Here is a 21,318-nt window from a genome sequence, read left to right on the forward strand (position 1 = left end):
CAACCAAAAACACAGCCTTATCATGATACAATTTGCAATGGAATTCGTAATGAAAATCGTAGATTTAATTAGCGGTTTGTTTTAAGAGCGATAATATTTCAATATATTTGTAAAGTATAACCAAAATTTGGTTATACTTTTTTGTTTTTAATTCAAGAAATCTATGAAAAAGCTGATAGGTAAAGCAATGTTAAAAATATTAGGCTGGAAAGTCGTTCTACAGGGCGATGTGAACAACCTGAACAGGTGTATCCTTGTGGTAGCACCGCACACCCATAATATGGAATATATTTTAGGAAATTTCGCCTATTGGTCTCTGGAGAAGCCTCTAAAAATCATCATTAAAGATGCTCATACCAAAGCCTGGTACGGAAGTATTGTAAAAGGGCTCGGAGGTATCGGGATCGACAGAACCCAGAAAAATGACCTGGTGAATTTTGTAGCCAGCAAATTTTCTAAAGAAGATTTCAGTCTTGTGATTACTCCGGAAGGAACAAGAAGCTGGGTTCCGAAATGGAGAAAAGGCTTCTATCATATGGCGTTGGCAGCAAAAGTACCTATCGTACTGGCCGCTGGTGATTTCAAAAGAAATGTTGTTTATCTGGGCTATACCATTCCCTACGAAAGAATAGCATCAGTTCCTTTTTCAGAAATCATGCAGGAAATTCAGGACTATTATATCAAAAATGATATTGTTCCTAAGGTTCCAGCCAACTGGAATCCCAATATTATGGGGGAATAAATAGAAAACAAAATCAATCATCATTTATCAATTATAAGAAATGAAAGGTCAGACAAAAGAAGAAATATTAGCATTCATCAATAACTGGGGCGATGTAACTCTTGCAAAAACTCTTGAAATAAAATTCATCGATATTGATCTCGAAAATGAAATCCTTACCGCGACTATGCCCGTTCTTCCAAGAACGCATCAGCCATTTGGGATCATGCACGGAGGAGCAAGCTGTGTTTTAGCTGAAACATTAGGTTCAAGCCTGTCTAATATCTTTATCGATGGTGAAAAGTATTACGGAGTGGGAACCAATATCAATTCTAATCACTTAAAAAGCAAAAAAGACGGAATTGTAACTGCTACAGCGCGCTTTATCAGAAAAGGGAAAACCATGCACGTTTCAGAAATTGAAATCCGTGACGAAAAAGGAGTTCTCATCAACCACACTACAATGACAAATAACATCATTCACAGATAATTTGCCGCAACATAAAAAATAAAGAGCTTAAAATAAATTTAAGCTCTTTTTATTTTGACATTTTTAAGACTAGTAATACCTTTGCAGAAAGGAAAATAAACTTCGGAATTTTCTCTATTATTTCCGGCAGTTAATTTTCAAAATGTATTCACAACCCATGATTTATTTCAAACTTCCTTTCGACGATAGATTGCAGTCTGTAGATGAAAAAAACAATAAAAATGCAATTCATTTTCATTCTTACAACGGTCTTACCCAAATCAGATTTAATGGAGATATTTTTGAAATCGACCCTGTTGAATTTAATAAAATGTCCATTACAAATGAACAACTGATCAACAGTACACCCAATCTTATCTCTGAAACTAAAGAGGAATACTGTAATACCTTGCAGCAAGTGATCGGCGTTATTGAAGAGAATCATCTGCCAAAATTGGTTTACTCCAGGAGAAAGATCTTTACAGACTTTAATACCATTGATTATAAAGAAAGTTTTAAAAATCTTTGTCAGTCTTATCCTAATGCGTTCAGATATCTGTTTAATGACGGAGAGAATGCCTGGATGGGTGCTTTTTCTGAAGTATTGGGAAAGTTCAATAAATCGACCCATGAGTTTGAAACCATGGCTTTAGCAGGTACTCTTCCTGTCTCAGAAGGCTGGTCTGAAAAAGAAATTGAAGAACAAAAACCTGTAACTACTTATATTCAGAACATTCTTAAGAATTATTCTGACCATATACAACAGTCTGAAACCTATGACCATATTTCCGGAAATATAAAACATTTACGAACGGATTTTAAAACCAATATCAAACCGGAGGATCTTGATAAGCTTATTCAGGATCTGCACCCTACTCCCGCTGTTTGTGGAATTCCTAAAGATTTTTGCAACGAAAACATTCGTAAATACGAGAAATTCCCACGTGAATTCTATGCCGGTTATATTAAGATCGAAACCGATGAAAGTATTCTGTACTTTGTGAATCTGCGTTGCGCAAGGCTTTATAAAGATGCTGTACATGTTTTTGTAGGAGGTGGAATAACAGCTCAAAGCAATCCGGAAAAAGAATGGACGGAAACTGAACTGAAGTCTGAAGCGATACTGAAAAATCTGGTTATTTCTTAGTAGTTTGGACAGTTTCTCATCCGTCAGTTTGTATTTAACCACAGATCTCACACCTTTTCACAAAAAAAGGTATTTACATATATTTTTCTTCGCTGAGTATAACGCCTTTGCGAACGATTTCAACGCCATTTATAAAACCTTGCGAACCTTGCGTTTTAATTTAATATAAGTTTTGGCTAAAGCCAATTTGAATTTTATACTTTACTTAAACGGGCTAAAGCCCGCCTCTATTGATACAAAAAAACAGTACTGAAATCTAATGGCAACCAGCCCTGCTACCCGCTACCTATTACCTATTACCTAATCCCTGCTACCTAATAAAACAAAAAAAACCTCCTTCCAACGAAAGAGGCTTTATATCTATAATGAAATATTCAATTTATTTCTTTACACCGATTCTGCTCCAGGTATCCATTACAAAAAGCAGGATAAGGCCTATAGCAGCAGCTGATGCTGAAAATACAAACCTAATGTTATCTTCATCTCCTAAGATATCTGTTATCTGCCAGTTGATAGCATAAAGATTGATCGCGATGAATACAATAAACAGTACTAAAAATACTTTATAAAACTTCTTCATGACTCTTAAAAATTAATATAATTCTGCACCAACTGGGCAAAATTTGCGGTGAATAATTTAATTGAAATAGCCAAAAGGATAATTCCGAAAACTTTCTGAAGGATCATCAAAGTAGCATCCCCAATTTTTCGTTCCAACCATTTCGCTGATTTCAGCACCAAATATACGAAAATTGTATTAAGAATAATTCCGAAGATAATATTAATATCATGAAATTCAGCTCTAAGAGACAGTGCTGTTGTTAAAGTTCCGGCTCCTGCAACCAGCGGAAATGCGATGGGTACAATAGATGCGGCCTTTGCTTCGGTTGTTTTATTAATTTCAATTCCTAGAATCATTTCCAGGGCTATGACAAAAATCACAAAAGCTCCGGCAATAGCAAATGAATTTACATCCACTCCAATAAGCTTAAGGATTTTATTTCCTACGAAAAGGAAAACAATCATAATAGCACCAGCAGTGATTGCCGCCTTTCCGGCTTCAATCTGTCCAAACTTCTGCTGAAGACTTACTATAATAGGAACTGAGCCGATAATATCGATCACGGCAAAAAGAACCATAAAGCTGGTAACGACCTCTTTAATAGAGAAAGCCTCAAAAATTTCCATCTCTTTGTAATTAAAAATTTCGCAAAAATATGAAAATAAACTGATTATTTGCTAATTTGCGAATATAAATTAACAATTGTTTTCAAAAGTTCTTCAAGCGCATCAGCAGATTTCACAGGATTATACTTCTCCATCTGAACTCTCTGCTGCAATTTACTGTACTCTTCTGCAACTGAAGATCCTTTATGTTTTTCAAGGAAAGTCTTAAACTCCGCTGCAGAGCCTTGGAAATACTGGCTTCTTACTTCCTGATCCAATTCCTCCAGGGTCGTAAAGAACTTTTCATACTCACCATTATCTTTAAGATTTTCCAGATATCCGAAATAATCATTGATATCTGTTTTCAGCAATTCTCTGATCTCTTTTTCTGTTTCAGCCACTGAACCTAAAGGTTTTGATGGTACAGTTTCCCTAACTAATGTACGTTTTTTTTGCCAATTTTTAAATAACAGATACGCAACAAATAAGCTGATCAGAATGGCAATATTCGTTAAAAGGATATTCCAGTGGAACTTACTTTTTTCTTTTACTTTAAACGAAGTGGTTTTTAAAACCGGAGTATTTACTGTTTCCAAAAGGTTATTGGTATACTCATTTACCTTCTCCACTGTAGAGCGGGCTTCTAAGATCTGATCATGAGAAAAAGCATTTAGATCCAGTGTTTTTTGCCCAAGATCTACATATTCTTTGTTTTCAGGATCAAAGAAAGCAAACTGTTCAGTTTTAATAGAAATTGCACCGGATTTTTTTGGAATAATGACATAATTAGCCAGAATCTCTCCTTTCATTCCTGTAGTTCCAGGAGAAACTTTAGAGGTTATTTTCGGAGGAAAAACTTCATAATCCGGAGATGCTGCAATTTTAGGAAGCTCCATATCCGGCAAGTTTCCTTCTCCTGAAACCTTCACTACAACATTCAATGGTTTTTTGGCTTCCGGCTTTTCTTTGGAAGCACTATATACGTTGACATTAAAGTTTCCAACTGCATTTTTAAAACACTCAGGCGCTCCTTCCGGAAGTTTTCTTACATTAATTTTTACTTTATTGGAAACAATTTTGGCTTTATTAGAATAGGTACTTACAGAAGCTGATACCCCAGGAACCTCCACATATCCGGCTTCATTAGGAAATACCATAAACATGGCCAGCACCTGTGAAGGCATATTTCCATATCCGGACGGATCTATCTCAGATTTATCAAAATTGATAGGATGTACATTGATATTATCCTGCTGTGGAAGATGGATATTTTTCACCTTTCTCAGGTTATCCATATTTCTTGAATATACTCTAAGAACAGCAATGGTAGGTTGATCCTGATATACTTCCCGGTCATCAATTTCCATATTCAGATAGACATCATTGGATGTATTGGCAGCTAAAGCTCTTCTATCAACAATATCACGGATATTGACATCGAAAGGTTCTGTTTTGTAGATTTTATTGTTGACTGTAACCAGAACTGAACCGATTTTTATTTTTCCTTTTTTCTTAGGCTCAAGGGCAATTCTGGATACTTTTTGAGTAATTAAAGTATTGGTAGCCGGATCAATCACCGTATTGGTAACAGATCCACTTCCTATAATATTAAATTTTGAAAGATCCGGAAGCTGGAAACCTGTCTGCTGTACAAGGTCAGTTCCGTTAAGTTCAAGAACAATGGTAAGGTTTACAATATCTTTCCCTGCATACTCGGATTTATCAGCATCCAGAGTAAGATTTACCTGTCCGTAAGTAATTACGGATGCAAGGGTAAGCAATATGTAAATCAATTTGTGCTGCATCACCAATCTTTCTCGTTGCTTTCAGGCATCGAATAAGAATTTTTGTTTAAAATTCTTCTGGCGGTTTCTTTTTCTTTTTCGTTTATTTTATCTAAGATCGCATTTTCAAGATTCTTAGGCATTCTGCCTTCGTTATTCTGATTCTGCTTAGAATTATCACCCTGATCGCTTTTGCCTTCGTTTTGCGGGCCATTCCCTTGATCCTGTTTTTTGTCACCTTTCTGATCATCATCTTTATTCTGATCATTTCCGCCGCCGCCTTTTCCTGAGTTATTCTCCTGGTTCTTTTGCTGTTCTTTTTCTTTCTCTTTCAGTTTGGCAATCTCATAATTTTTTCTGGTTACCTCACTGTAGGGATCCTGCTTCAAAGCTTTCTTATAAAAATCAGCAGCTTTTTCCGGCTGATTCATCTGCATATAAGCATTCCCTAAATTATGAAGAGCGGCAGTCTTATCAGGAAGTGTTTGTGAAAGTTTTTCTGCTTTTTCAAACTCTGCCTTTGCCTCTTCGTATTTTTTACTTTTATATAATGCATTCCCCATATTATAATGCGCTGTAAAATCCTTATCATTAGATTTTATAGCTTCCATATATTTTGAGGAGGCTCCGTCATAATCTTTACCGTCAAATCTCTGGTTGCCTTCGTGAACTAAATTTCTGTAGTTTTCCTGCCCAAACAATAAGCCTGAGAACGAGATAGCAACAATAAACGATAAAAATATGATTTTAGTATTCATCACTTGCAAAATTATTCCTTTATATGTTAAGAAACAGAGTTTTATTTGTTAAAATTCGGTTAAAGTACTTGTAGAATTTCTTCTATATAATGAGGAAATTTACACATTAAAGTCCTTTTTAGGATTAAAAATATAAATTAAAAAGAAAAACAGAATAGATACTCCAAGGAAATATTGATAATAATGGTTGGCATTCTGTGATTTCACCATAGTTTCAGCACCTGCCGACTTTTTATTGACTGCATCAACAATTCTGTCTGGGGCTTCATTGATATTATTTCCGTCAATATAAGCTCCATCTGTAGATTCTGCCATTTTTTTTAAGGCTTCAGTCTGTCTTTTTGAAATAACCGTTCCTCCGTTCACATCTGTTTTGTACCCCATCAGCTGTCCAAATACATATTCCGGAACCGGAGCTCCTTCATCTGTACCAATTCCTACAGAAGTAATGCTTATTCCTTCTTTATTAGCCAGTCTTATCGCTGCATTATCATTTCCTTCGTTATCTTCACCATCACTCAGCAGGATCACTTTTCTGGATCCTTTGCTTACATTTTTAAATTTATCAACAGCAGCCTGCATTCCTTTCAGAAAGTCCGTCCCCTGAATCTGCATAGAATTGGTTTCAATCCCGCTGATATAAGTCTCTGCAGAATTATAATCGGTTGTCAGAGGCATAATAGACATTGCATGCCCGGCGAAGATGACAATACCTATCTTGTCATTATTCATTTTCTTCATGGTAGCTGTCATCAGATTTTTAGCTTCTGTAAGACGGCTTGGGTCTATATCCTCAGCATTCATAGAATTGGATACATCCAGCATAAAGATCACATTGTTCAGTTTCTGAGTACTTTTCACCTCTTCTGAACCATTCAAAAGGTCAATGATAGAAAATATCAGAAATAATGTTCCCAATAAATATAACGCAGGAAAAAACTTTGTAAATCCTGAGCTTTTTTCAAATAAACTATCGTGAAACTGACTGACTGCAAAAATTTTTCTTTTTTTGTTTCTCCATTTTAAAAAACGGATCAAAAAGATAGCTAACAGCGGCAGAAGCAACAGTAAAAATAAATACCAATAATTTCCTAAAGACCAACTCATCAGCTTAAAATTTTATAAAACACCCACCTCAACAGCGCATCAAACACCAGCATTCCTAAAGCAATCCAAAGGAATATTTTGAAATATTCTTCATAATTGTACAGTTTAGAAACTTTCACATCAGATTTTTCCAATTGGTTGATCTCATCATACACTTCTTCAAGACTACTGTTTGAGGTTGCTCTGAAGTATTTCCCTCCTGTAGTCTGAGCAATTTCTTTCAAAGTACTTTCATCAATGGTCACCTCGGTTTCTGTAAAGATAAGATCTCCAAAGATATCCTGTGATGTCGGCATCAGCGCATACCCATTGGTCCCGATTCCGATTGCATATACCTTTATATTATTATTTTTTGCCAGTTCAGCAGCAACCTGTGGAGGAATAGCATTCTGAATATTGCTTACCCCATCCGTCATCAGGATGACCACTTTACTTTTTGCTTTGCTTTTAACCAAATGATTCACTGCAACGGAAAGCCCTTCTCCGATAGCCGTACCCGGTTCAAGACCTGCAGAAGTCAGGTTTTTAATTTCATCCACAACCACCTGATGATCTGAAGTAACCGGTACTCTGGTAAAGGCATCCGCAGCATATGCTACTACTCCTACCCTGTCATTCGGACGTTTCTGAACAAATTTCACAGCAATATCTTTCAACGCTGTAATTCTGTCGGGATTCAGATCTTTCGCGAGCATACTTAAAGAAACGTCAATTGACAGCATAATATCTACTCCTTTTGTATCATCCCTGTCCTGAGAAATCGTAAACGTTCTCGGTCTGGCCATGGCGATGATCAAAGCAGAAAGAATGATATACTTTGAAATTTTCAGTAAAAAAAGGACACCCTGGATCCCATCACTGTGGGCCATATTTTTTATGGTAGGGACTTTTATACCTTTTCTTTTCCGTCTTCTGGCATCTTTAATTAAAAGTGGGATAAACAGAAGAAAAAGCAATAAGAACCACGGGCTGTAAAACTCAAAATTAAACATCCTTCCTTAAGTTTTCGAATTCTAAATCTTTGGATGATCTTTTCACAAAGTCTCTGATATTGGTAAAATCGGTCTCCATTGTATTTTGATCTGGAAATGTTTTGGCAAATTTCACCAGGTCTCCTCTCAGGAATACATCTTCTATTATTTTTTCATTGTCCTGCGAAATTGTATTGTTCTTTTTCATGACATCAATAAGGTCATCTGTAAGAAGAACATCTGCAGGAAGGTGATATTGTTTCGTAATGAACGTTCTGGAAATATCGATCAGTTCAACATAGAACGAACGGAAGTTTCCTCCTTCAATATATTTTTTCTTTTTAAGGGAATCAAGTTCTTTCAAAGTCTGATTGGTAGCTACTACCGGAGAGCTTTTGGATTTCCTGCCCCATTTTACAATCATAATAATTGCAATGATCAAAGCAATACCCGCAAGCGCTGCCAGAACATAAAACTTATACAGTTCCCAATAATCTTTGGCTTCAAGCTTCACCTGCTTATTATTCATGATATCATTGATCTGATCTGCTTTTTGAGCAGTATTAATGACATCTATTTCATAAGGAATGGTCTTAAGTACTTTGTCACCTACTTTGAATTCCAGTTCCGGAATCGTGAATTTCCCTTCATCAAAAACAGCAAACTCGATCTTCCTTTCATAGGAATTGGCAGTCTGTCCGATACTGTCTTTGGTTTCTTCAAAATGAAAAGGGAGCAGTTCATTTTTCGGCGCGGAAGTTACCTGCTGCTCATTAAGGTTATCAATCTTTATGGTAATATGATTGGTTTCTCCAAGCGCAAGGGTTTTCTTTTCTACGTTAGAGGATAATATCTGTGAAAAAGCATTCGCACAGATCAGAAAAGATAATATTAAAAGTATTTTTCTCAATGTTAAAATAATAAAGGCAAGTGCCTGATGTTTTTATTACGGGCCGAGCCCTGTGTTATTTTTTCTGAAAATAATTATACAATAATTTTGAATAATCTGAACCGGTATTGATGTTCATAAAACTTGCCGAACTATTGGCAAAATCTTCTTCCAGAGTTCTCAGTTTTTGTTTCTGAGCTTCTGCAAAGGTATACCGCCATCTTGCACTGGAAGTATTGGCCCAGATCTCCTTTCCTGTCTCTACATCATACAAACGGGCATATCCTACGTCAGGAATTTCGTTATCTTTTTCATCAAAAATCCTCATTCCCAACAGCTGATGTTTCTTTGAAGCCACTCTCAGCATTTTGGAATCATAGTCATCTTCAAAGTCTGAAAACAGAAAAACCAGCGATTTCCTTTTGAAAATCCCCATCATATATTCCATTGCTTTATCTATTTTAGATTCTGCCGGAACATAATCTGCGGTCAGAATATTGCTGATAATGGAAAGAATATGTTTTCTTCCTTTTTGGGGAGGAATTACTTTGTATACTTTATCAGCAAACAGAATCAATCCTACTTTATCGTTGTTTCCGGCTGCTGAAAATCCTAAGCTTGCTGCTATTTCTGCTACATATTCTCTTTTCAGCTGGACTTTCGTACCATAATCCATAGAAGCGGAAATATCAACAAGAATCATCATCGTCAATTCTCTTTCTTCTTCCATTACTTTTACGAATGGCTCACGGAACCTTGCGGTTTTATTCCAGTCGATTCTTCTGATCTCATCTCCAAACTGGTAAGGACGAACTTCAGAAAAAGTCATTCCCTGTCCTTTAAAAGCGCTGTGATATTGCCCCATCAAAGCAGCCTCCGTCTTTTTTCTGGTACGGATTTCAATCTGCTTTACTTTTTTTACAATATCTTTTATCTGCATTGACAAGTTTAAAATTTAATGTTTAATGTAAGTTGTATGATTCGGGTTTCGGGCTAATCTTTTAGCTCAATAGAAACATTCAACCATTCATTATCAAACTTCGGACTGTATTTTTTATAAAAATTGATAGCAGGCTCATTCCAGTTCAATACCTGGAACACCATTCCACTATAGTTGTTTGATTTGCCATATTCCAATGTTGCATCAAATAACAGTTTTCCGATCTGCTTTCCTCTCAATCTTTCTGTCACAACAAGATCTTCAAGATACAATCTTCTTCCTTTCCATGTTGAATATCTGTCATAATATAGCGATATCCCAACGATTTCACCTTCAAATTCTGCTACAAAAGCTCCCCAGACCGGAGATGTTCCAAAACCATCCTGAATAAATTCATCCAGTGTCACGGTTACTTCATGCAGTGCTTTTTCGTATTCCGCCAGTTCTTTGATTAAATCCAGCATGGAAGCACAGTCCTCCAGAACTGCTTTTCTGATTATTACATTGCTCATTATGGTGCCTGGATTTTTGCTAAAATCCTATTAACGATTTCTTCTGATGAAACTTCCTCTGCTTCAGCCTCGAAAGTCAAGCCTATTCTGTGTCTCAATACATCTTTTGCCAATGCTTTTACATCTTCAGGAATAACGAATGCTCTTCCTTTTAAGAATGCATATGCTCTTGAAGCAATAGCAAGGTTAATGGATGCCCTTGGAGAGGCTCCAAAGCTGATATAATTTTTAAGTTCAGAAAGACCATAATTTTCCGGATAACGTGTAGCGAACACCATATCCAGAATATATTTTTCAATTTTCTCATCCAGATAAATCTGGTTGATCAATTCTTTTGCATCTACAATATCCTGAAGGGAAATTACAGGTTTCACAGTCGGTTGATGTGAAGTTGAGACCATTCTCATCACCTGTCTTTCATCTTCGAAAGAAGGATAATCTATGGTACATTTCAGCATAAAACGGTCACTCTGTGCTTCAGGCAGCAAATAAGTACCTTCCTGATCAATTGGGTTTTGGGTTGCCAATACCAGGAACGGCTTCGGAAGCTTCATGGTTTCATCGCCAATTGTCACCTGTTTTTCCTGCATTACCTCCAAAAGAGCCGACTGTACTTTTGCCGGCGCACGGTTGATCTCATCCGCCAATACAAAATTCGCGAATACAGGTCCTTTTTTTATAGAAAAATCATTGTCTTTGATATTGTAAATCATCGTTCCCACTACATCTGCAGGAAGCAAATCCGGCGTAAACTGAATTCTTGAAAACTCACCATGAACAGCATCTGCCAACGTTTTTATAGCAAGGGTTTTGGCCAATCCAGGCACCCCTTCCAAAAGAACGTGACCATTCCCCAAAAGCCCTACCAAAAGACGGTCTACCATGTAATCCTGCCCAATAATAACTTTGTTGATTTCCTGTCTCAGAAGAGAAAATAAGTAGTTTTTTTCTTTTACTTTTTCCGTCAATTGGCGGATATCTTCAGCTTGATATATCTCTGACATAGCTTGATTTAAAATAAGTGGTAAATTTCTGATAAATACTTGCATTAATCAACACAATAAATGCCATTTTTGAGTTAAAGTTTGTTAAAAATTCCGGCATTAACGTGATATTTAAAGCTATAATCCTGAATTTCCTGCCTATAAATAAATCCATATATCCGGGTTATTCCAATCGATTTATCCACCTGCTTTAATCATTATTCATATAAAAAGTGTCGCAAAATTACTTTCACAACACTTTTCATTTATCATTTTAATTTTTGATCAAAATCTAATTTCCGAATACTTTAAAGCTTGGTTACTGTAATTGTAAATGTATTCTCAGGCGCATCTGTTGTATCATCATAAGCTCCTACATTGATGAAATAATCATTCCCTGATACAGTCGTAATTGTAAGGGTCTCTGCGGCACCGCCTCCACCGTTATCTACTGTATCTGTACATGACAGGTTACTGCAACTTCCACTATATATGCCTATTTGAGGGTCAAAACTACTTCCCGAAGGCATTGTCACTTTAACAGTATATTGACTTCCATCTCCAGCCAGTTTGAACCAAGTTCCATCATTCATTCCCGTATCTCCGTTACTGGTGCAGACACTTATATTTCCTGAATTATTAGTAGTAGACACAGCATCATCCTGGGTATAGCTGTAAGGAAACACAGAGGCAAGGAAAGCTCCCGAACATGCATCATTAGCAGGTATCGCAGGAACTGTTTTAAACATAAATTCTGAACATCCTGAGGATTCAACATTAGCAGAAACAGCCGTTATCTTCAAATAATAAGTTGTTCCTGTAGCAAGAGCAGTCGAAGGTGAAAAGGCTGTTCCAGATACTACCTGCTGATTAACAATATTAGCACTTCCCGGACTTGTCCCTATTGAAACCTTATAAGAATCTGCTCCGGAAACAGGAAACCAGGTAATACTAGGAGACAAGGAAACATTTTGGGTATTATTGGCAGGATACATAATGAAAGGACAGGCTGGGCCCGCACTGGATGTAAGTCCTGAGATTGTAACTGCTGATTTATAATCCGTTCTTATCCCACCTGGCGGAGTAGAAATATCTACCACATTACGATCTCCTTTATAATAAAGGGTCGAGTTGGGAATATGAGGATAGACATGAAAGGCTTCATCAAAATTATTAATGTCAATATTCGGAGAATTTTCTTTTGCAGCAACAATCAGATTATCAACATTATTATAAGCAAAAGGAGTTGTAAAAACAACCTGAACTTTATTATTATTCTTGGTTACAGTTCCTGTAAACACCTGTGTCAGCTGTGCTGCAGGAATCCAGTCTGTACCGGAAGAAAATGCTGTTTTTGAGGTATGACCAAGGTAAACAGTCCAGTTTGAGGATTCTGCAATGGTTGACGAAGGTTCCAGATAAAATGTAAGGCCTGTAATATTGCCTGCCGCATTAGCATTTATTTCCTGTTTAGGATAGATCTGCTGCACATAGGAGTAAGAGAAAAAACTACTTACAGGTGCTGTGCCCACATTCGCAGCTCCAATATTGATATTGATCTGAGCGTTCACTCCTGTTACTACAAAAAACAAAATTAAAAGTAAAATTCTTTTCATTATTAATAATATTAATCCGAAATACCTTGCTAATTTAACAATAAATACCTTGAACACAACAATAAAAAAATATTTTTCATTATATGATTGAACATAATGAAATTAATTAAATAAAATTAGGTTTTAAAATTAAAAAAATAAGCATTTACCAATAAAAAAGCACGAATAATAAAAATAAAAGAAAATAAAAGTAATTTTGATACTTAATTAATATATTTACACCAAACATCAATCTATGTATAAAAGGCTATCTTTTTTAAGTATTTTTATAGCAAATCTCGTTTTATCACAAACTACGATGACCAATGTAATTTCAGATGCCATCTATTATGACGGTTATGCCGCTACGGTATCCAACCCAGTTCCTAACGGCTTGACAAGACTAAACAATGCAAGATATACGAGAAAGCTTACTGATGCCGAACTAGACTCTTTTAAAGCCAAGATCGCTATGCGGGTAACAATAGCAGCATTGTGTGATAATTATGACCGCCTCGGAGAAGTCTTTCTGGCGATGGTTCCTAAAAACCAATCTACTTATACAATTGATGATCCGAACGTCAAAAGAATTGAAATAGGAAGGTATATTACTCCCTTCATGAATAAAAACAAAACTCCGTCAGAAGTTCCTTACACTTATGATATCAGTAATCTATACAGTGTTTTTCATGATACAGCATTACGTGGTAACTACGATCTTTATATGGAACTTGATGTTTTTGGTGTTCCTTATGCGGCTCAAACTCAGGTTTCCGGCTGCTCAGGCAGAATTGATGTTTTTTCAGGAACCCTTACTTTTTTCTCAACAGATACCGGAGCAACTCCCGGAGATTCTAACAACCTTATACCGATACTAAGCTATAATAAGCTCAATAATTACAACAGCACAGATGTTACAGGAGAAACCGTGAGAATTGTTACTTTTAATCTCCCAAACCCTGTGACTAACGCCCGTTTTTTTGTAATATCTACCCCTCATGGTGCCAACAGTGGTGGTGAAGAATATATCAGAAGACAAAACTATACCTATATAGACGACGTACAGGTACTCACTTACACTCCGGGAGGAACTTCATGTGAACCTTACCGAATATACAACACTCAGGGAAATGGAATCTATGGAGCCACTCCTAAAACTTTCGCAGACTGGACCTCATGGAATAACTGGTGTCCCGGAAATTCTGTTCCTATCAGAGAATTTACACTCCCAAACTTAACTGCAGGCAATCATACTTTGAAACATACGGTACCGACAGCTGTTTTCAACCAGCAGCAGGGAGATGTTATGTTATCAGTTTATATGCAGGGTAAAAGCAATACGGTTTTAAATGTAAAAGATATCAAAACAGTAGACGTAAACATATACCCTAATCCTACTTCTGACTTTGTGCACATAAAATCAAAAACAGACGTAACCTCAATAAGTGTCTTCAACGCAGAAGGAAGGAAACTTACAGAAACTTATAAAGAAAACAGGATAGATCTTTCATCATACAGCACAGGAATTTATTTTTTAAATATCGTTCTAAAAGATGGAACCACATTTAAACATAAAATCATCAAAAAATAAAACTGACTGTAAAACCATATAGCAAACAGAACAATAAAGCCTTCCTGAATCTTTTCACAGGAAGGCTTTGTATAAATATACCCTTATACGTTTTATAAAATTAAACGTAAAAACATCATAATAACAATAAAATCTGTTGGAAAACAACCTTAATCTATCCTTTTTCTGAATAGTTAAAAAATTTTAACTTCAATCCTTTACCTAAAAAAATTGTCATTTCCAGTTTATTAAACTATTTTTGGTGATTAAAAATTTTGCAAAATGAATTATCATTTTCAAGCGCACAGACAGGTAAGAAAGAACCTTTTAGACATCCTTCAGAACACATCTCATGAAGATCTGATTTTGATTCCGGATGGTTTCAACAATAATATATACTGGAATATTGCCCATACTGTTGCTACACAGCAGCTTTTGCATTATTACCTAAGCGGAAATCCTTTCCGTATTGACAAATATTGGATTGAAACTTACAAAAAAGGAACTTTACCAAATTTAAATGTTCAGAAGTCGGAAGTAGAAGATTTAGAATTTTTACTCACGGAAACTTCGAAGATTTTAATGAAGGATTATGACAGTGATTTCTTCTCAGACTACACTCCTTACACAACAAGTTTCGGGATGGATCTGAAAAGCATTCAGGATGCCATTATCTTCAACAATATGCATGAAAGCCTTCACTATGGATATGTGATGGCGCAGAAAAGAGCAATTTTAGGAGAGAAAGGGAGATAGTGAATCTTGCTGCGCAAGTCAATGGTCAAATGTGAATATGTACACATAAAAATTGACTTACAACGTAAAATTCACGATTGACAATTCACTCTATAACTATATAATAAATTTTCAATGAAAGACGATTTTATTTTCGGGCTGCGTCCCGTGATTGAAGCAATTGAAGCGGGAAAAACGATTGACAAGGTCTTTGTGCAGAATGCACTTCAGGGTCCTATTTATGCTGAACTAAAAGCAATTTTAGCGAAAAATAAAATCCGTCCCAATTATGTTCCGGTTGAAAAACTGAACCGTTTTACAAGAAAAAACCACCAGGGTGTGGTTGCTTTTATTTCGGATGTACCGTTTCATAAAATGGAGGATATTGTTCCTCAATTATTCGAACAGGGAAAAACTCCTTTTCTTTTGATTCTGGACAGACTTACTGATGTAAGAAACTTTGGAGCGATCTGCAGAACAGCAGAATGTGTAGGGGTTGATGCCATTATCATTCCTGAAAAGGGTGCATCGCCTATTAATTCTGATGCTATAAAAACCTCTGCAGGTGCTATTTACAATATTAAAATATGTAAAGAAAACAATCTGGCTCATGTTGTGGATTTCCTTCAGCAAAGTGGAATTTCTGTATATGCTGCCAGTGAAAAAGCTCAGAAATTAATTTATGATGTAAGCTTCACAGAACCATGTGCTATTGTTATGGGGAATGAAGAAACCGGAATTTCTAAAGAAGTTTTGCATCATGCTGACGAAAAAATAAAACTTCCTATTGAAGGAAAAACTCAATCTCTGAATGTTTCTGTAGCATGTGGAGCGATTTTGTATGAAGCGGTAAGACAGAAAATGACCGTAATACCCAATCCTTAAACCATGAATATAAAATCACTTTTACCATTATTTTTTGTACCATTTGCTCTGAAGGCACAGACAAAAAATACAGCAACAGATAATCATCTTACAACTGAACTTGATAAAATGGTTCAAAAGGAAGCCCTCACTTATATGCAGAACCCTGCACGTGTAGGACTTTCAATAGGTGTCTTTAAAGATGGTAAAAGTTATTTTTACAATTATGGAACAACGGAAATTGGAAAATCAGAACTTCCAACTTCCAAAAGTGTTTACGAGATTGCATCTATCAGTAAGACATTTACCGGAACACTTCTGGCTCATGCCTTAGCGGATGGTAAAATTAAAATGGATGATGATATCCGAAACTATATAGACGGAAATTATCCTAACCTTGAATTTGAAAAGCATCCGATAACGATCGGTAATCTTACCAATCATTCATCAGGATTGCCTCAGTTTTTACCGGATCAATCTGAAACATTCAAAAAACCGATGGACTCTGTTGCACTGGCATTAGCTGATTTTTATAAAAACTACTCAAAAAAGAAGTTTTATGAGGATCTTCACCAGGCTAAAGTAGATTTTGTACCGGGAACAGAATATAAATATTCCAATGTAGGAACACAGATTGCAGGAGATATCCTGGAAAAAGTGTATCATAAAAGCTATGGTGACTTACTTTCAGAGTATATCACAAAGCCTCTGAAAATGAGCCATACCATTATTGGTACGAATTCTGCACAGCTATTGACTTGTTATAATGAAAAAGGAAGGGTAATGCCCAGAAACTTTACAACAATTATGGCTCCTGCAGGTGGGATTCTTTCCACAACAGGAGATCTGGTGAAATACATACAGTACCATTTGGATGAAAATAATACCTATGTAAAAAGATCCCATACTCCTCTTGTAAAAAATGAAGGAGATGCAATCGGGCTGTATTGGAGATTGCATACCAACGAAGACGGAACTCAAATGGTTTTTCATACAGGGGGTACATTTGGTTTTTCAAGTGTACTTCAGGTCTATCCGTCAAAAAATATGGGCATAGTTATACTATCCAACGAGTCCGATGCAGAATCTCAGGGAAAACTGTATGATATTGCAGACAATATAATAAGAAATAGTAGTAAAAAATAAAGTTAAAAATCAAATGAAGAACATTGCAGCGCTTGCGCTTATATCATCAATAGCTCTTGTATCTTGTAAAAAAGAAACAGCAAAAATAACGAAAGTAGATCCTAAAACCGGAAAAACAGTAACTGTAGAAGTTCCTGCCGATTCTGTAGCAAAAGTTGTAGAAAACCCGGCTATCAAAGATTCTGCAGGAGTTATTACACAGACTTTTAAGCTTGAAAAAGGAAAAACTTATCCTCTTACCACTTATCAGAGAGATGTAAAAACAATGACGGATCCTCAGGGAAAATCCATCACTGCAACCAGCGAATCTACAGATGAAATGAACTTTGTTGTTAATGATATTAAAGGGAATGTATATGAAATGACCCTTAATCTTGTAGCGAAAAGAAATTCTCAGTCTGCACAGGGAAAAACAGTAGTGGTAGATACCAAACTTGCTCTTCCTAAAGAAGATGATCTTAAAATGATCTGGAATGTAAACAAAGCACTTACCGGGAACAAACTTGCCATGAAAATGGATACTAAAGGTAATGTAATCTCTATTACAGGATTTGATGCTGTTTATACAAAAGTTTCCAATGCAGTAGGTACTCTTATTAAAGATGCCAATCAAAAAGCGAGCGTTGTAGCAAGTCTTAAAGAATCATTCAATGAAAAGGTATTAAAAGACCAATTCCATAAAAACCTGATGATTATTCCTAAAAAAGGAGTAAAAATTGGTGAAAAATGGTCTACTTCTGAAAATGCGGATGCAAGCGGAGCTGTAAAAGTAACCTCCAATTATGTATTGAAAAGCTTAGGAAACGGGGCAGCAGAAATTGCAGTTACCGGAGGTATTCCTAAGAAGACAGAAAAGAAAGCTCAAGGGCCTATTACACACAGCCTGAGCAGTGAACTGGTTCAGAACGGAACCATTAAGTTTGACGAAAGCACAGGATGGATTACCAACCAGAATATCAACGTAAAAACGACACAGATAGAAAGCATTTCTGATGGAAAACAATCTCAGTCTATGAAAAGCGTTTCCAATTCTTCGGTAATGGTAAACCCATCTGCTAAATAACTGAATTAAACGCATTTAGGGTTTATCCTTTAAAGAGTAAACCCTGAACTTTAAATTTTAACATTATGAAGTACATTCTTGAGTTAGTACTTACTGCTATCATTATTTTCTTTGTCTGGAATATTCTGAAAAGGATTTTCTTTAAGACATTCTATAGTTACCGTTTTAATAACAATAATCAAAACAACGGACAGCAGGATCTACACAACTCGCATAAGGATAATAAACAAAACCTTACCTGGGATGCAGAAACTGTAGACTTTGAAGAGGTGAAAGAGAGTAAGGACAAAAGGTAAACATTCCAAGAAATAAAAGATAATAACCAGCATGGCAAAAAATAAAAACTTCATTTATATTGCAGCTTCATTAGTAGTATTTATAGTTTTAGCATTTTTATATTCTACTCCTGTATTTACAGGAAAACAACTTTTCCAGCACGATATTGTGCAATACAGAGGAGGAGCAAAAGAACTTCTCGACTATAGAGCGAATACCGGAAATGAAACCTATTGGAGTGATTCCATGTTTGGGGGAATGCCGACTTATCAGATGGGAAGCCAGTTCAAAGGGGACATCATCAAGAAAATCGACAGTAATTTAAACTTCCTGCCAAGGCCGGTCAATTATCTCTTCCTGCTGTTTGCAGGTTTTTTCCTTTTGGGAATGGTAGTAGTCAGAAACTGGAAGTATGCCCTCTTAGGGGCCACATTCTTTGGACTTTCAACCTATTTTTATATTATTATTGCGGCCGGACATAATGGTAAAGTAAATACTATTGAATATTTTGCACCGCTGTTAGCCGGAATTTTACTCGTCTATATCAGAAAACAATACATCTGGGGATTCATTGTTACCACTCTTTTTATGGGGCTTCAGATTGCTGCCAATCACCCGCAGATGACGTATTATCTGTTCATTGCACTAGGATTCTTATTCTTGTCTGAACTGATCAGAGCAATACTGAAAAAAACACCGATGAAGCATTTCCTTATTTCATCAGGAATTATTGCGGCATCATGCATGATCGGGGTTGGAATGAATTCACAAAGAATCATGGCCAATTCTGAATATGTAAAAGAAACGGTTCGTGGAAAACAGATTTTAAATAACGACAGCCATACTTCAGGAAAATCCGGAATGGATAAAGAAAGTATGCTGATGTGGAGCTATGGACAGCTTGAAACCTTAAACCTTTTCATTCCTAGATTAATGGGTGGCGGAAGTCAGGAACCGGAAGGAAAAGAAATGATGAACAAAGTTCAGGAACTGGTTCAGGAAAATGTGGGTTCACAGGCTGAAATGGACAGAATTTCAAAAGGTTTCAGCGGAATGACCTACTGGGGAGATCAGCCCGGAACTTCAGGACCTGCTTATCAGGGAGCTATTGTATGCTTCCTTGCTTTATTAGGATTTTTCTTTGCCAGAAAAAAATACCGTTATTGGATTTTGGGCGCTTCTATCCTGACTATTTTATTGGCTTGGGGAAGCAATTTCATGCCGTTATCCGACTTCTTTATTGATTATGTTCCGTTTTATAATAAATTCAGAGCACCTTCTTCAATCCTTGTAGTAGTGGAATTATTATTCCCATTAATTGCTATTCTGGGATTATACAGATTCTTCACAGACGAAGAACTTACTGAAGAATACAAACAGAAAATTCTTATGTATGTTGGAGGTGGAACATTAGGATTTTTGTTAATTCTTTTGATCTTCGGAAAATCATTATTAGGGTTTTCAACAGAAAGCGAAAAGACTTATTTCCCTCCTTTCCTGCTTGATTATCTTGTAGACGAAAGATATAAGCTATTCAGAATAGATGCAATAAAAGCATTTATTTATGTAGCGATCACAGCTGCTGCCCTATTCTTAACTTTAAAGAAAAAGCTTAATCAGAATATTGCTCTGGTAGTAATTGGAGTTGTAAGTTTATTTGATCTTTGGACGGTAAACAAGCGTTATTTGAACGATGAAAACTATGTAGATAAAATATTTGCTGAAAATCCTTTCCAAACAGAAAGTTCAGATCTACTGGCTGAAAAAGTTCAGGGAAATCCTAATCTGGAATCCATTTTATCCAATGTCAATATCAACAAAACATTGGAAACAATTGCTGAAAAAGACAAAACTCACTATAGAATTTACAACCAGACGCTGGGGGTAACAAGTGAAACCAATACCTCTTATTTTAAAGCTTCAATTGGTGGATATCACGCCGTAAAGCTAAGAAGATACGATGATGTTCTGAATGAATACATCAATAATGTAGACAGTGTAAAAACACCTAATATATTAAACTTATTAAATGCCAAATACATGGTTTTCGGAGGACCCGAGCAGCCACAGGTTGTTCCTAATCCAAAAGCCAACGGTAATGCATGGTTTGTAAGTGATTTAAAATTTGTAGATACTCCTAATCAGGAAATTAAATCCATCGGGACTATTAACAACAAAAAAACAGCCGTTATTGCATCATCTGATAAATCATACTTTGCAGACAAACCAGTTCAGGCAGATTCTACAGCATTTATTAATCTTACAAAATACCAGCCTAACGAACTTGAATTTAAATCTCAGTCGAAGACCCCTCAATTAGCGGTATTCTCTGAAGTTTATTATCCTCACGGATGGAAAGTGATGCTGGATGAGAAAGAAGTTCCTTATGTGAAAGCAGATTACTTACTTCGTGCAGTGCATGTCCCGGCAGGAAACCACCACATCAGAATGGTTTTTGAACCTGAAGTAATTGAAAAAGGAAAATGGCTTTCTCTGTTGTCATTCGGATTATTTATCCTGTTGTCTGCATTTGGAATTTTCTGGATGAACAAAAACAAGAAAAAAGAAATTTTAGCTGAACAAAAAGCTTAATCCTACATAATCAACGTATCATTCTGAAT

The 21,318-nt window shown here is 36.2% G+C and carries 21 protein-coding genes; 10 read left to right on the forward strand and 11 right to left on the reverse strand.

Annotated elements, in window-relative coordinates; all coding sequences use genetic code 11:
* The first annotated feature begins 163 nt into the window (after positions 1-163).
* The 3 genes from AC57AW_RS19535 to AC57AW_RS19545 all read left to right on the forward strand — a co-directional run bounded on the left by AC57AW_RS19535 (position 164) and on the right by AC57AW_RS19545 (position 2,337).
* The gene (locus AC57AW_RS19535) at positions 164-742 is read left to right on the forward strand and encodes a 1-acyl-sn-glycerol-3-phosphate acyltransferase (RefSeq protein ID WP_318847013.1); all 579 of its coding nucleotides are present in this window, start codon (positions 164-166) and stop codon (positions 740-742) included.
* Positions 743-782: 40 nt separating this feature from the next.
* A complete protein-coding gene (locus tag AC57AW_RS19540; protein WP_318847012.1) occupies positions 783-1,211 on the forward strand; it encodes a PaaI family thioesterase in 429 nt (142 codons plus the stop codon).
* 157 nt (positions 1,212-1,368) lie between these two features.
* Positions 1,369-2,337: a chorismate-binding protein gene (locus tag AC57AW_RS19545; RefSeq protein ID WP_496353221.1), complete on the forward strand. Its 969-nt coding sequence runs from the start codon at positions 1,369-1,371 to the stop codon at positions 2,335-2,337.
* A gap of 379 nt (positions 2,338-2,716) precedes the next feature.
* Here the strand turns inward: AC57AW_RS19545 and AC57AW_RS19550 are convergent, their stop codons facing one another.
* The 11 genes from AC57AW_RS19550 to AC57AW_RS19600 all read right to left on the reverse strand — a co-directional run bounded on the left by AC57AW_RS19550 (position 2,717) and on the right by AC57AW_RS19600 (position 13,064).
* Positions 2,717-2,917: a hypothetical protein gene (locus AC57AW_RS19550; protein ID WP_318847010.1), complete on the reverse strand. Its 201-nt coding sequence runs from the start codon at positions 2,915-2,917 to the stop codon at positions 2,717-2,719.
* Positions 2,918-2,922: 5 nt separating this feature from the next.
* On the reverse strand, positions 2,923-3,525 hold the full coding sequence (locus AC57AW_RS19555) for a MarC family protein (RefSeq protein ID WP_496353222.1): 603 nt from the start codon (positions 3,523-3,525) through the stop codon (positions 2,923-2,925).
* Between the two features lie 44 nt (positions 3,526-3,569).
* On the reverse strand, positions 3,570-5,309 hold the full coding sequence (locus AC57AW_RS19560) for a BatD family protein (RefSeq protein WP_496353223.1): 1,740 nt from the start codon (positions 5,307-5,309) through the stop codon (positions 3,570-3,572).
* Positions 5,309-6,046 (reverse strand): tetratricopeptide repeat protein, encoded by a 738-nt coding sequence (locus AC57AW_RS19565; RefSeq protein WP_496353224.1) that lies wholly within the window; start codon positions 6,044-6,046, stop codon positions 5,309-5,311. Before AC57AW_RS19565 ends, AC57AW_RS19560 begins: the two co-directional genes overlap by 1 nt.
* 99 nt (positions 6,047-6,145) lie before the next feature.
* On the reverse strand, positions 6,146-7,153 hold the full coding sequence (locus AC57AW_RS19570) for a vWA domain-containing protein (RefSeq protein WP_496353225.1): 1,008 nt from the start codon (positions 7,151-7,153) through the stop codon (positions 6,146-6,148).
* Positions 7,153-8,145 carry a VWA domain-containing protein gene (locus AC57AW_RS19575; protein ID WP_496353226.1) on the reverse strand — a complete coding sequence of 331 codons (993 nt, stop codon included), beginning with the start codon at positions 8,143-8,145 and terminating at the stop codon, positions 7,153-7,155. Before AC57AW_RS19575 ends, AC57AW_RS19570 begins: the two co-directional genes overlap by 1 nt.
* On the reverse strand, positions 8,138-9,034 hold the full coding sequence (locus AC57AW_RS19580) for a BatD family protein (protein ID WP_496353227.1): 897 nt from the start codon (positions 9,032-9,034) through the stop codon (positions 8,138-8,140). The genes AC57AW_RS19575 and AC57AW_RS19580 overlap by 8 nt, the downstream gene beginning before the upstream one ends.
* 55 nt (positions 9,035-9,089) lie before the next feature.
* Entirely contained in the window at positions 9,090-9,953 is an 864-nt protein-coding gene (locus AC57AW_RS19585; RefSeq protein WP_318847003.1) for a DUF58 domain-containing protein, read from the reverse strand.
* A gap of 53 nt (positions 9,954-10,006) precedes the next feature.
* Positions 10,007-10,465: a GNAT family N-acetyltransferase gene (locus tag AC57AW_RS19590; RefSeq protein ID WP_496353228.1), complete on the reverse strand. Its 459-nt coding sequence runs from the start codon at positions 10,463-10,465 to the stop codon at positions 10,007-10,009.
* Complete coding sequence (locus AC57AW_RS19595) at positions 10,465-11,469, reverse strand: AAA family ATPase (RefSeq protein WP_496353229.1); 1,005 nt, start codon at positions 11,467-11,469, stop codon at positions 10,465-10,467. The genes AC57AW_RS19590 and AC57AW_RS19595 overlap by 1 nt, the downstream gene beginning before the upstream one ends.
* A 287-nt stretch (positions 11,470-11,756) precedes the next feature.
* Positions 11,757-13,064: a hypothetical protein gene (locus tag AC57AW_RS19600; protein WP_496353230.1), complete on the reverse strand. Its 1,308-nt coding sequence runs from the start codon at positions 13,062-13,064 to the stop codon at positions 11,757-11,759.
* Positions 13,065-13,299: 235 nt separating this feature from the next.
* On the opposite strand from AC57AW_RS19600, the gene AC57AW_RS19605 reads away from it, so the two are divergent.
* The 7 genes from AC57AW_RS19605 (at position 13,300) to AC57AW_RS19635 (ending at position 21,289) form a co-directional block, all read left to right on the forward strand.
* A complete protein-coding gene (locus AC57AW_RS19605) occupies positions 13,300-14,634 on the forward strand; it encodes a peptide-N-glycosidase F-related protein (protein WP_496353231.1) in 1,335 nt (444 codons plus the stop codon).
* A 261-nt stretch (positions 14,635-14,895) separates the two neighbouring features.
* Positions 14,896-15,369 carry a DinB family protein gene (locus AC57AW_RS19610; protein ID WP_047434092.1) on the forward strand — a complete coding sequence of 158 codons (474 nt, stop codon included), beginning with the start codon at positions 14,896-14,898 and terminating at the stop codon, positions 15,367-15,369.
* A gap of 114 nt (positions 15,370-15,483) precedes the next feature.
* On the forward strand, positions 15,484-16,233 hold the full coding sequence (gene rlmB / locus AC57AW_RS19615; protein ID WP_496353233.1) for a 23S rRNA (guanosine(2251)-2'-O)-methyltransferase RlmB: 750 nt from the start codon (positions 15,484-15,486) through the stop codon (positions 16,231-16,233).
* A 3-nt stretch (positions 16,234-16,236) separates the two neighbouring features.
* Positions 16,237-17,358 carry a serine hydrolase domain-containing protein gene (locus AC57AW_RS19620; protein WP_496353234.1) on the forward strand — a complete coding sequence of 374 codons (1,122 nt, stop codon included), beginning with the start codon at positions 16,237-16,239 and terminating at the stop codon, positions 17,356-17,358.
* 13 nt (positions 17,359-17,371) lie between these two features.
* Positions 17,372-18,421: a DUF6263 family protein gene (locus AC57AW_RS19625; protein WP_496353235.1), complete on the forward strand. Its 1,050-nt coding sequence runs from the start codon at positions 17,372-17,374 to the stop codon at positions 18,419-18,421.
* A gap of 65 nt (positions 18,422-18,486) precedes the next feature.
* On the forward strand, positions 18,487-18,717 hold the full coding sequence (locus AC57AW_RS19630) for a hypothetical protein (RefSeq protein WP_496353236.1): 231 nt from the start codon (positions 18,487-18,489) through the stop codon (positions 18,715-18,717).
* Between the two features lie 31 nt (positions 18,718-18,748).
* Positions 18,749-21,289: a YfhO family protein gene (locus tag AC57AW_RS19635; protein ID WP_496353237.1), complete on the forward strand. Its 2,541-nt coding sequence runs from the start codon at positions 18,749-18,751 to the stop codon at positions 21,287-21,289.
* Positions 21,290-21,318: the final 29 nt, after the last annotated feature.

Source organism: Chryseobacterium sp. BGA-UO-ETr-SB22, assembly GCF_059567885.1.

What these genes read in the sequence shown, in the direction of transcription:
- AC57AW_RS19570 (WP_496353225.1), bottom strand. Translation starts at nt 7,153, where the DNA reads ATGAGTTGGTCTTTAGGAAATTATTGGTATTTATTTTTACTGTTGCTT.
- AC57AW_RS19535 (WP_318847013.1), top strand. Translation starts at nt 164, where the DNA reads ATGAAAAAGCTGATAGGTAAAGCAATGTTAAAAATATTAGGCTGGAAA.
- AC57AW_RS19610 (WP_047434092.1), top strand. Translation starts at nt 14,896, where the DNA reads ATGAATTATCATTTTCAAGCGCACAGACAGGTAAGAAAGAACCTTTTA.
- AC57AW_RS19595 (WP_496353229.1), bottom strand. Translation starts at nt 11,469, where the DNA reads ATGTCAGAGATATATCAAGCTGAAGATATCCGCCAATTGACGGAAAAA.
- rlmB (WP_496353233.1), top strand. Translation starts at nt 15,484, where the DNA reads ATGAAAGACGATTTTATTTTCGGGCTGCGTCCCGTGATTGAAGCAATT.
- AC57AW_RS19590 (WP_496353228.1), bottom strand. Translation starts at nt 10,465, where the DNA reads ATGAGCAATGTAATAATCAGAAAAGCAGTTCTGGAGGACTGTGCTTCC.
- AC57AW_RS19545 (WP_496353221.1), top strand. Translation starts at nt 1,369, where the DNA reads ATGATTTATTTCAAACTTCCTTTCGACGATAGATTGCAGTCTGTAGAT.
- AC57AW_RS19575 (WP_496353226.1), bottom strand. Translation starts at nt 8,145, where the DNA reads ATGTTTAATTTTGAGTTTTACAGCCCGTGGTTCTTATTGCTTTTTCTT.
- AC57AW_RS19585 (WP_318847003.1), bottom strand. Translation starts at nt 9,953, where the DNA reads ATGCAGATAAAAGATATTGTAAAAAAAGTAAAGCAGATTGAAATCCGT.
- AC57AW_RS19555 (WP_496353222.1), bottom strand. Translation starts at nt 3,525, where the DNA reads ATGGAAATTTTTGAGGCTTTCTCTATTAAAGAGGTCGTTACCAGCTTT.
- AC57AW_RS19560 (WP_496353223.1), bottom strand. Translation starts at nt 5,309, where the DNA reads ATGCAGCACAAATTGATTTACATATTGCTTACCCTTGCATCCGTAATT.
- AC57AW_RS19550 (WP_318847010.1), bottom strand. Translation starts at nt 2,917, where the DNA reads ATGAAGAAGTTTTATAAAGTATTTTTAGTACTGTTTATTGTATTCATC.
- AC57AW_RS19600 (WP_496353230.1), bottom strand. Translation starts at nt 13,064, where the DNA reads ATGAAAAGAATTTTACTTTTAATTTTGTTTTTTGTAGTAACAGGAGTG.
- AC57AW_RS19635 (WP_496353237.1), top strand. Translation starts at nt 18,749, where the DNA reads ATGGCAAAAAATAAAAACTTCATTTATATTGCAGCTTCATTAGTAGTA.
- AC57AW_RS19620 (WP_496353234.1), top strand. Translation starts at nt 16,237, where the DNA reads ATGAATATAAAATCACTTTTACCATTATTTTTTGTACCATTTGCTCTG.
- AC57AW_RS19565 (WP_496353224.1), bottom strand. Translation starts at nt 6,046, where the DNA reads ATGAATACTAAAATCATATTTTTATCGTTTATTGTTGCTATCTCGTTC.
- AC57AW_RS19605 (WP_496353231.1), top strand. Translation starts at nt 13,300, where the DNA reads ATGTATAAAAGGCTATCTTTTTTAAGTATTTTTATAGCAAATCTCGTT.
- AC57AW_RS19630 (WP_496353236.1), top strand. Translation starts at nt 18,487, where the DNA reads ATGAAGTACATTCTTGAGTTAGTACTTACTGCTATCATTATTTTCTTT.
- AC57AW_RS19625 (WP_496353235.1), top strand. Translation starts at nt 17,372, where the DNA reads ATGAAGAACATTGCAGCGCTTGCGCTTATATCATCAATAGCTCTTGTA.
- AC57AW_RS19540 (WP_318847012.1), top strand. Translation starts at nt 783, where the DNA reads ATGAAAGGTCAGACAAAAGAAGAAATATTAGCATTCATCAATAACTGG.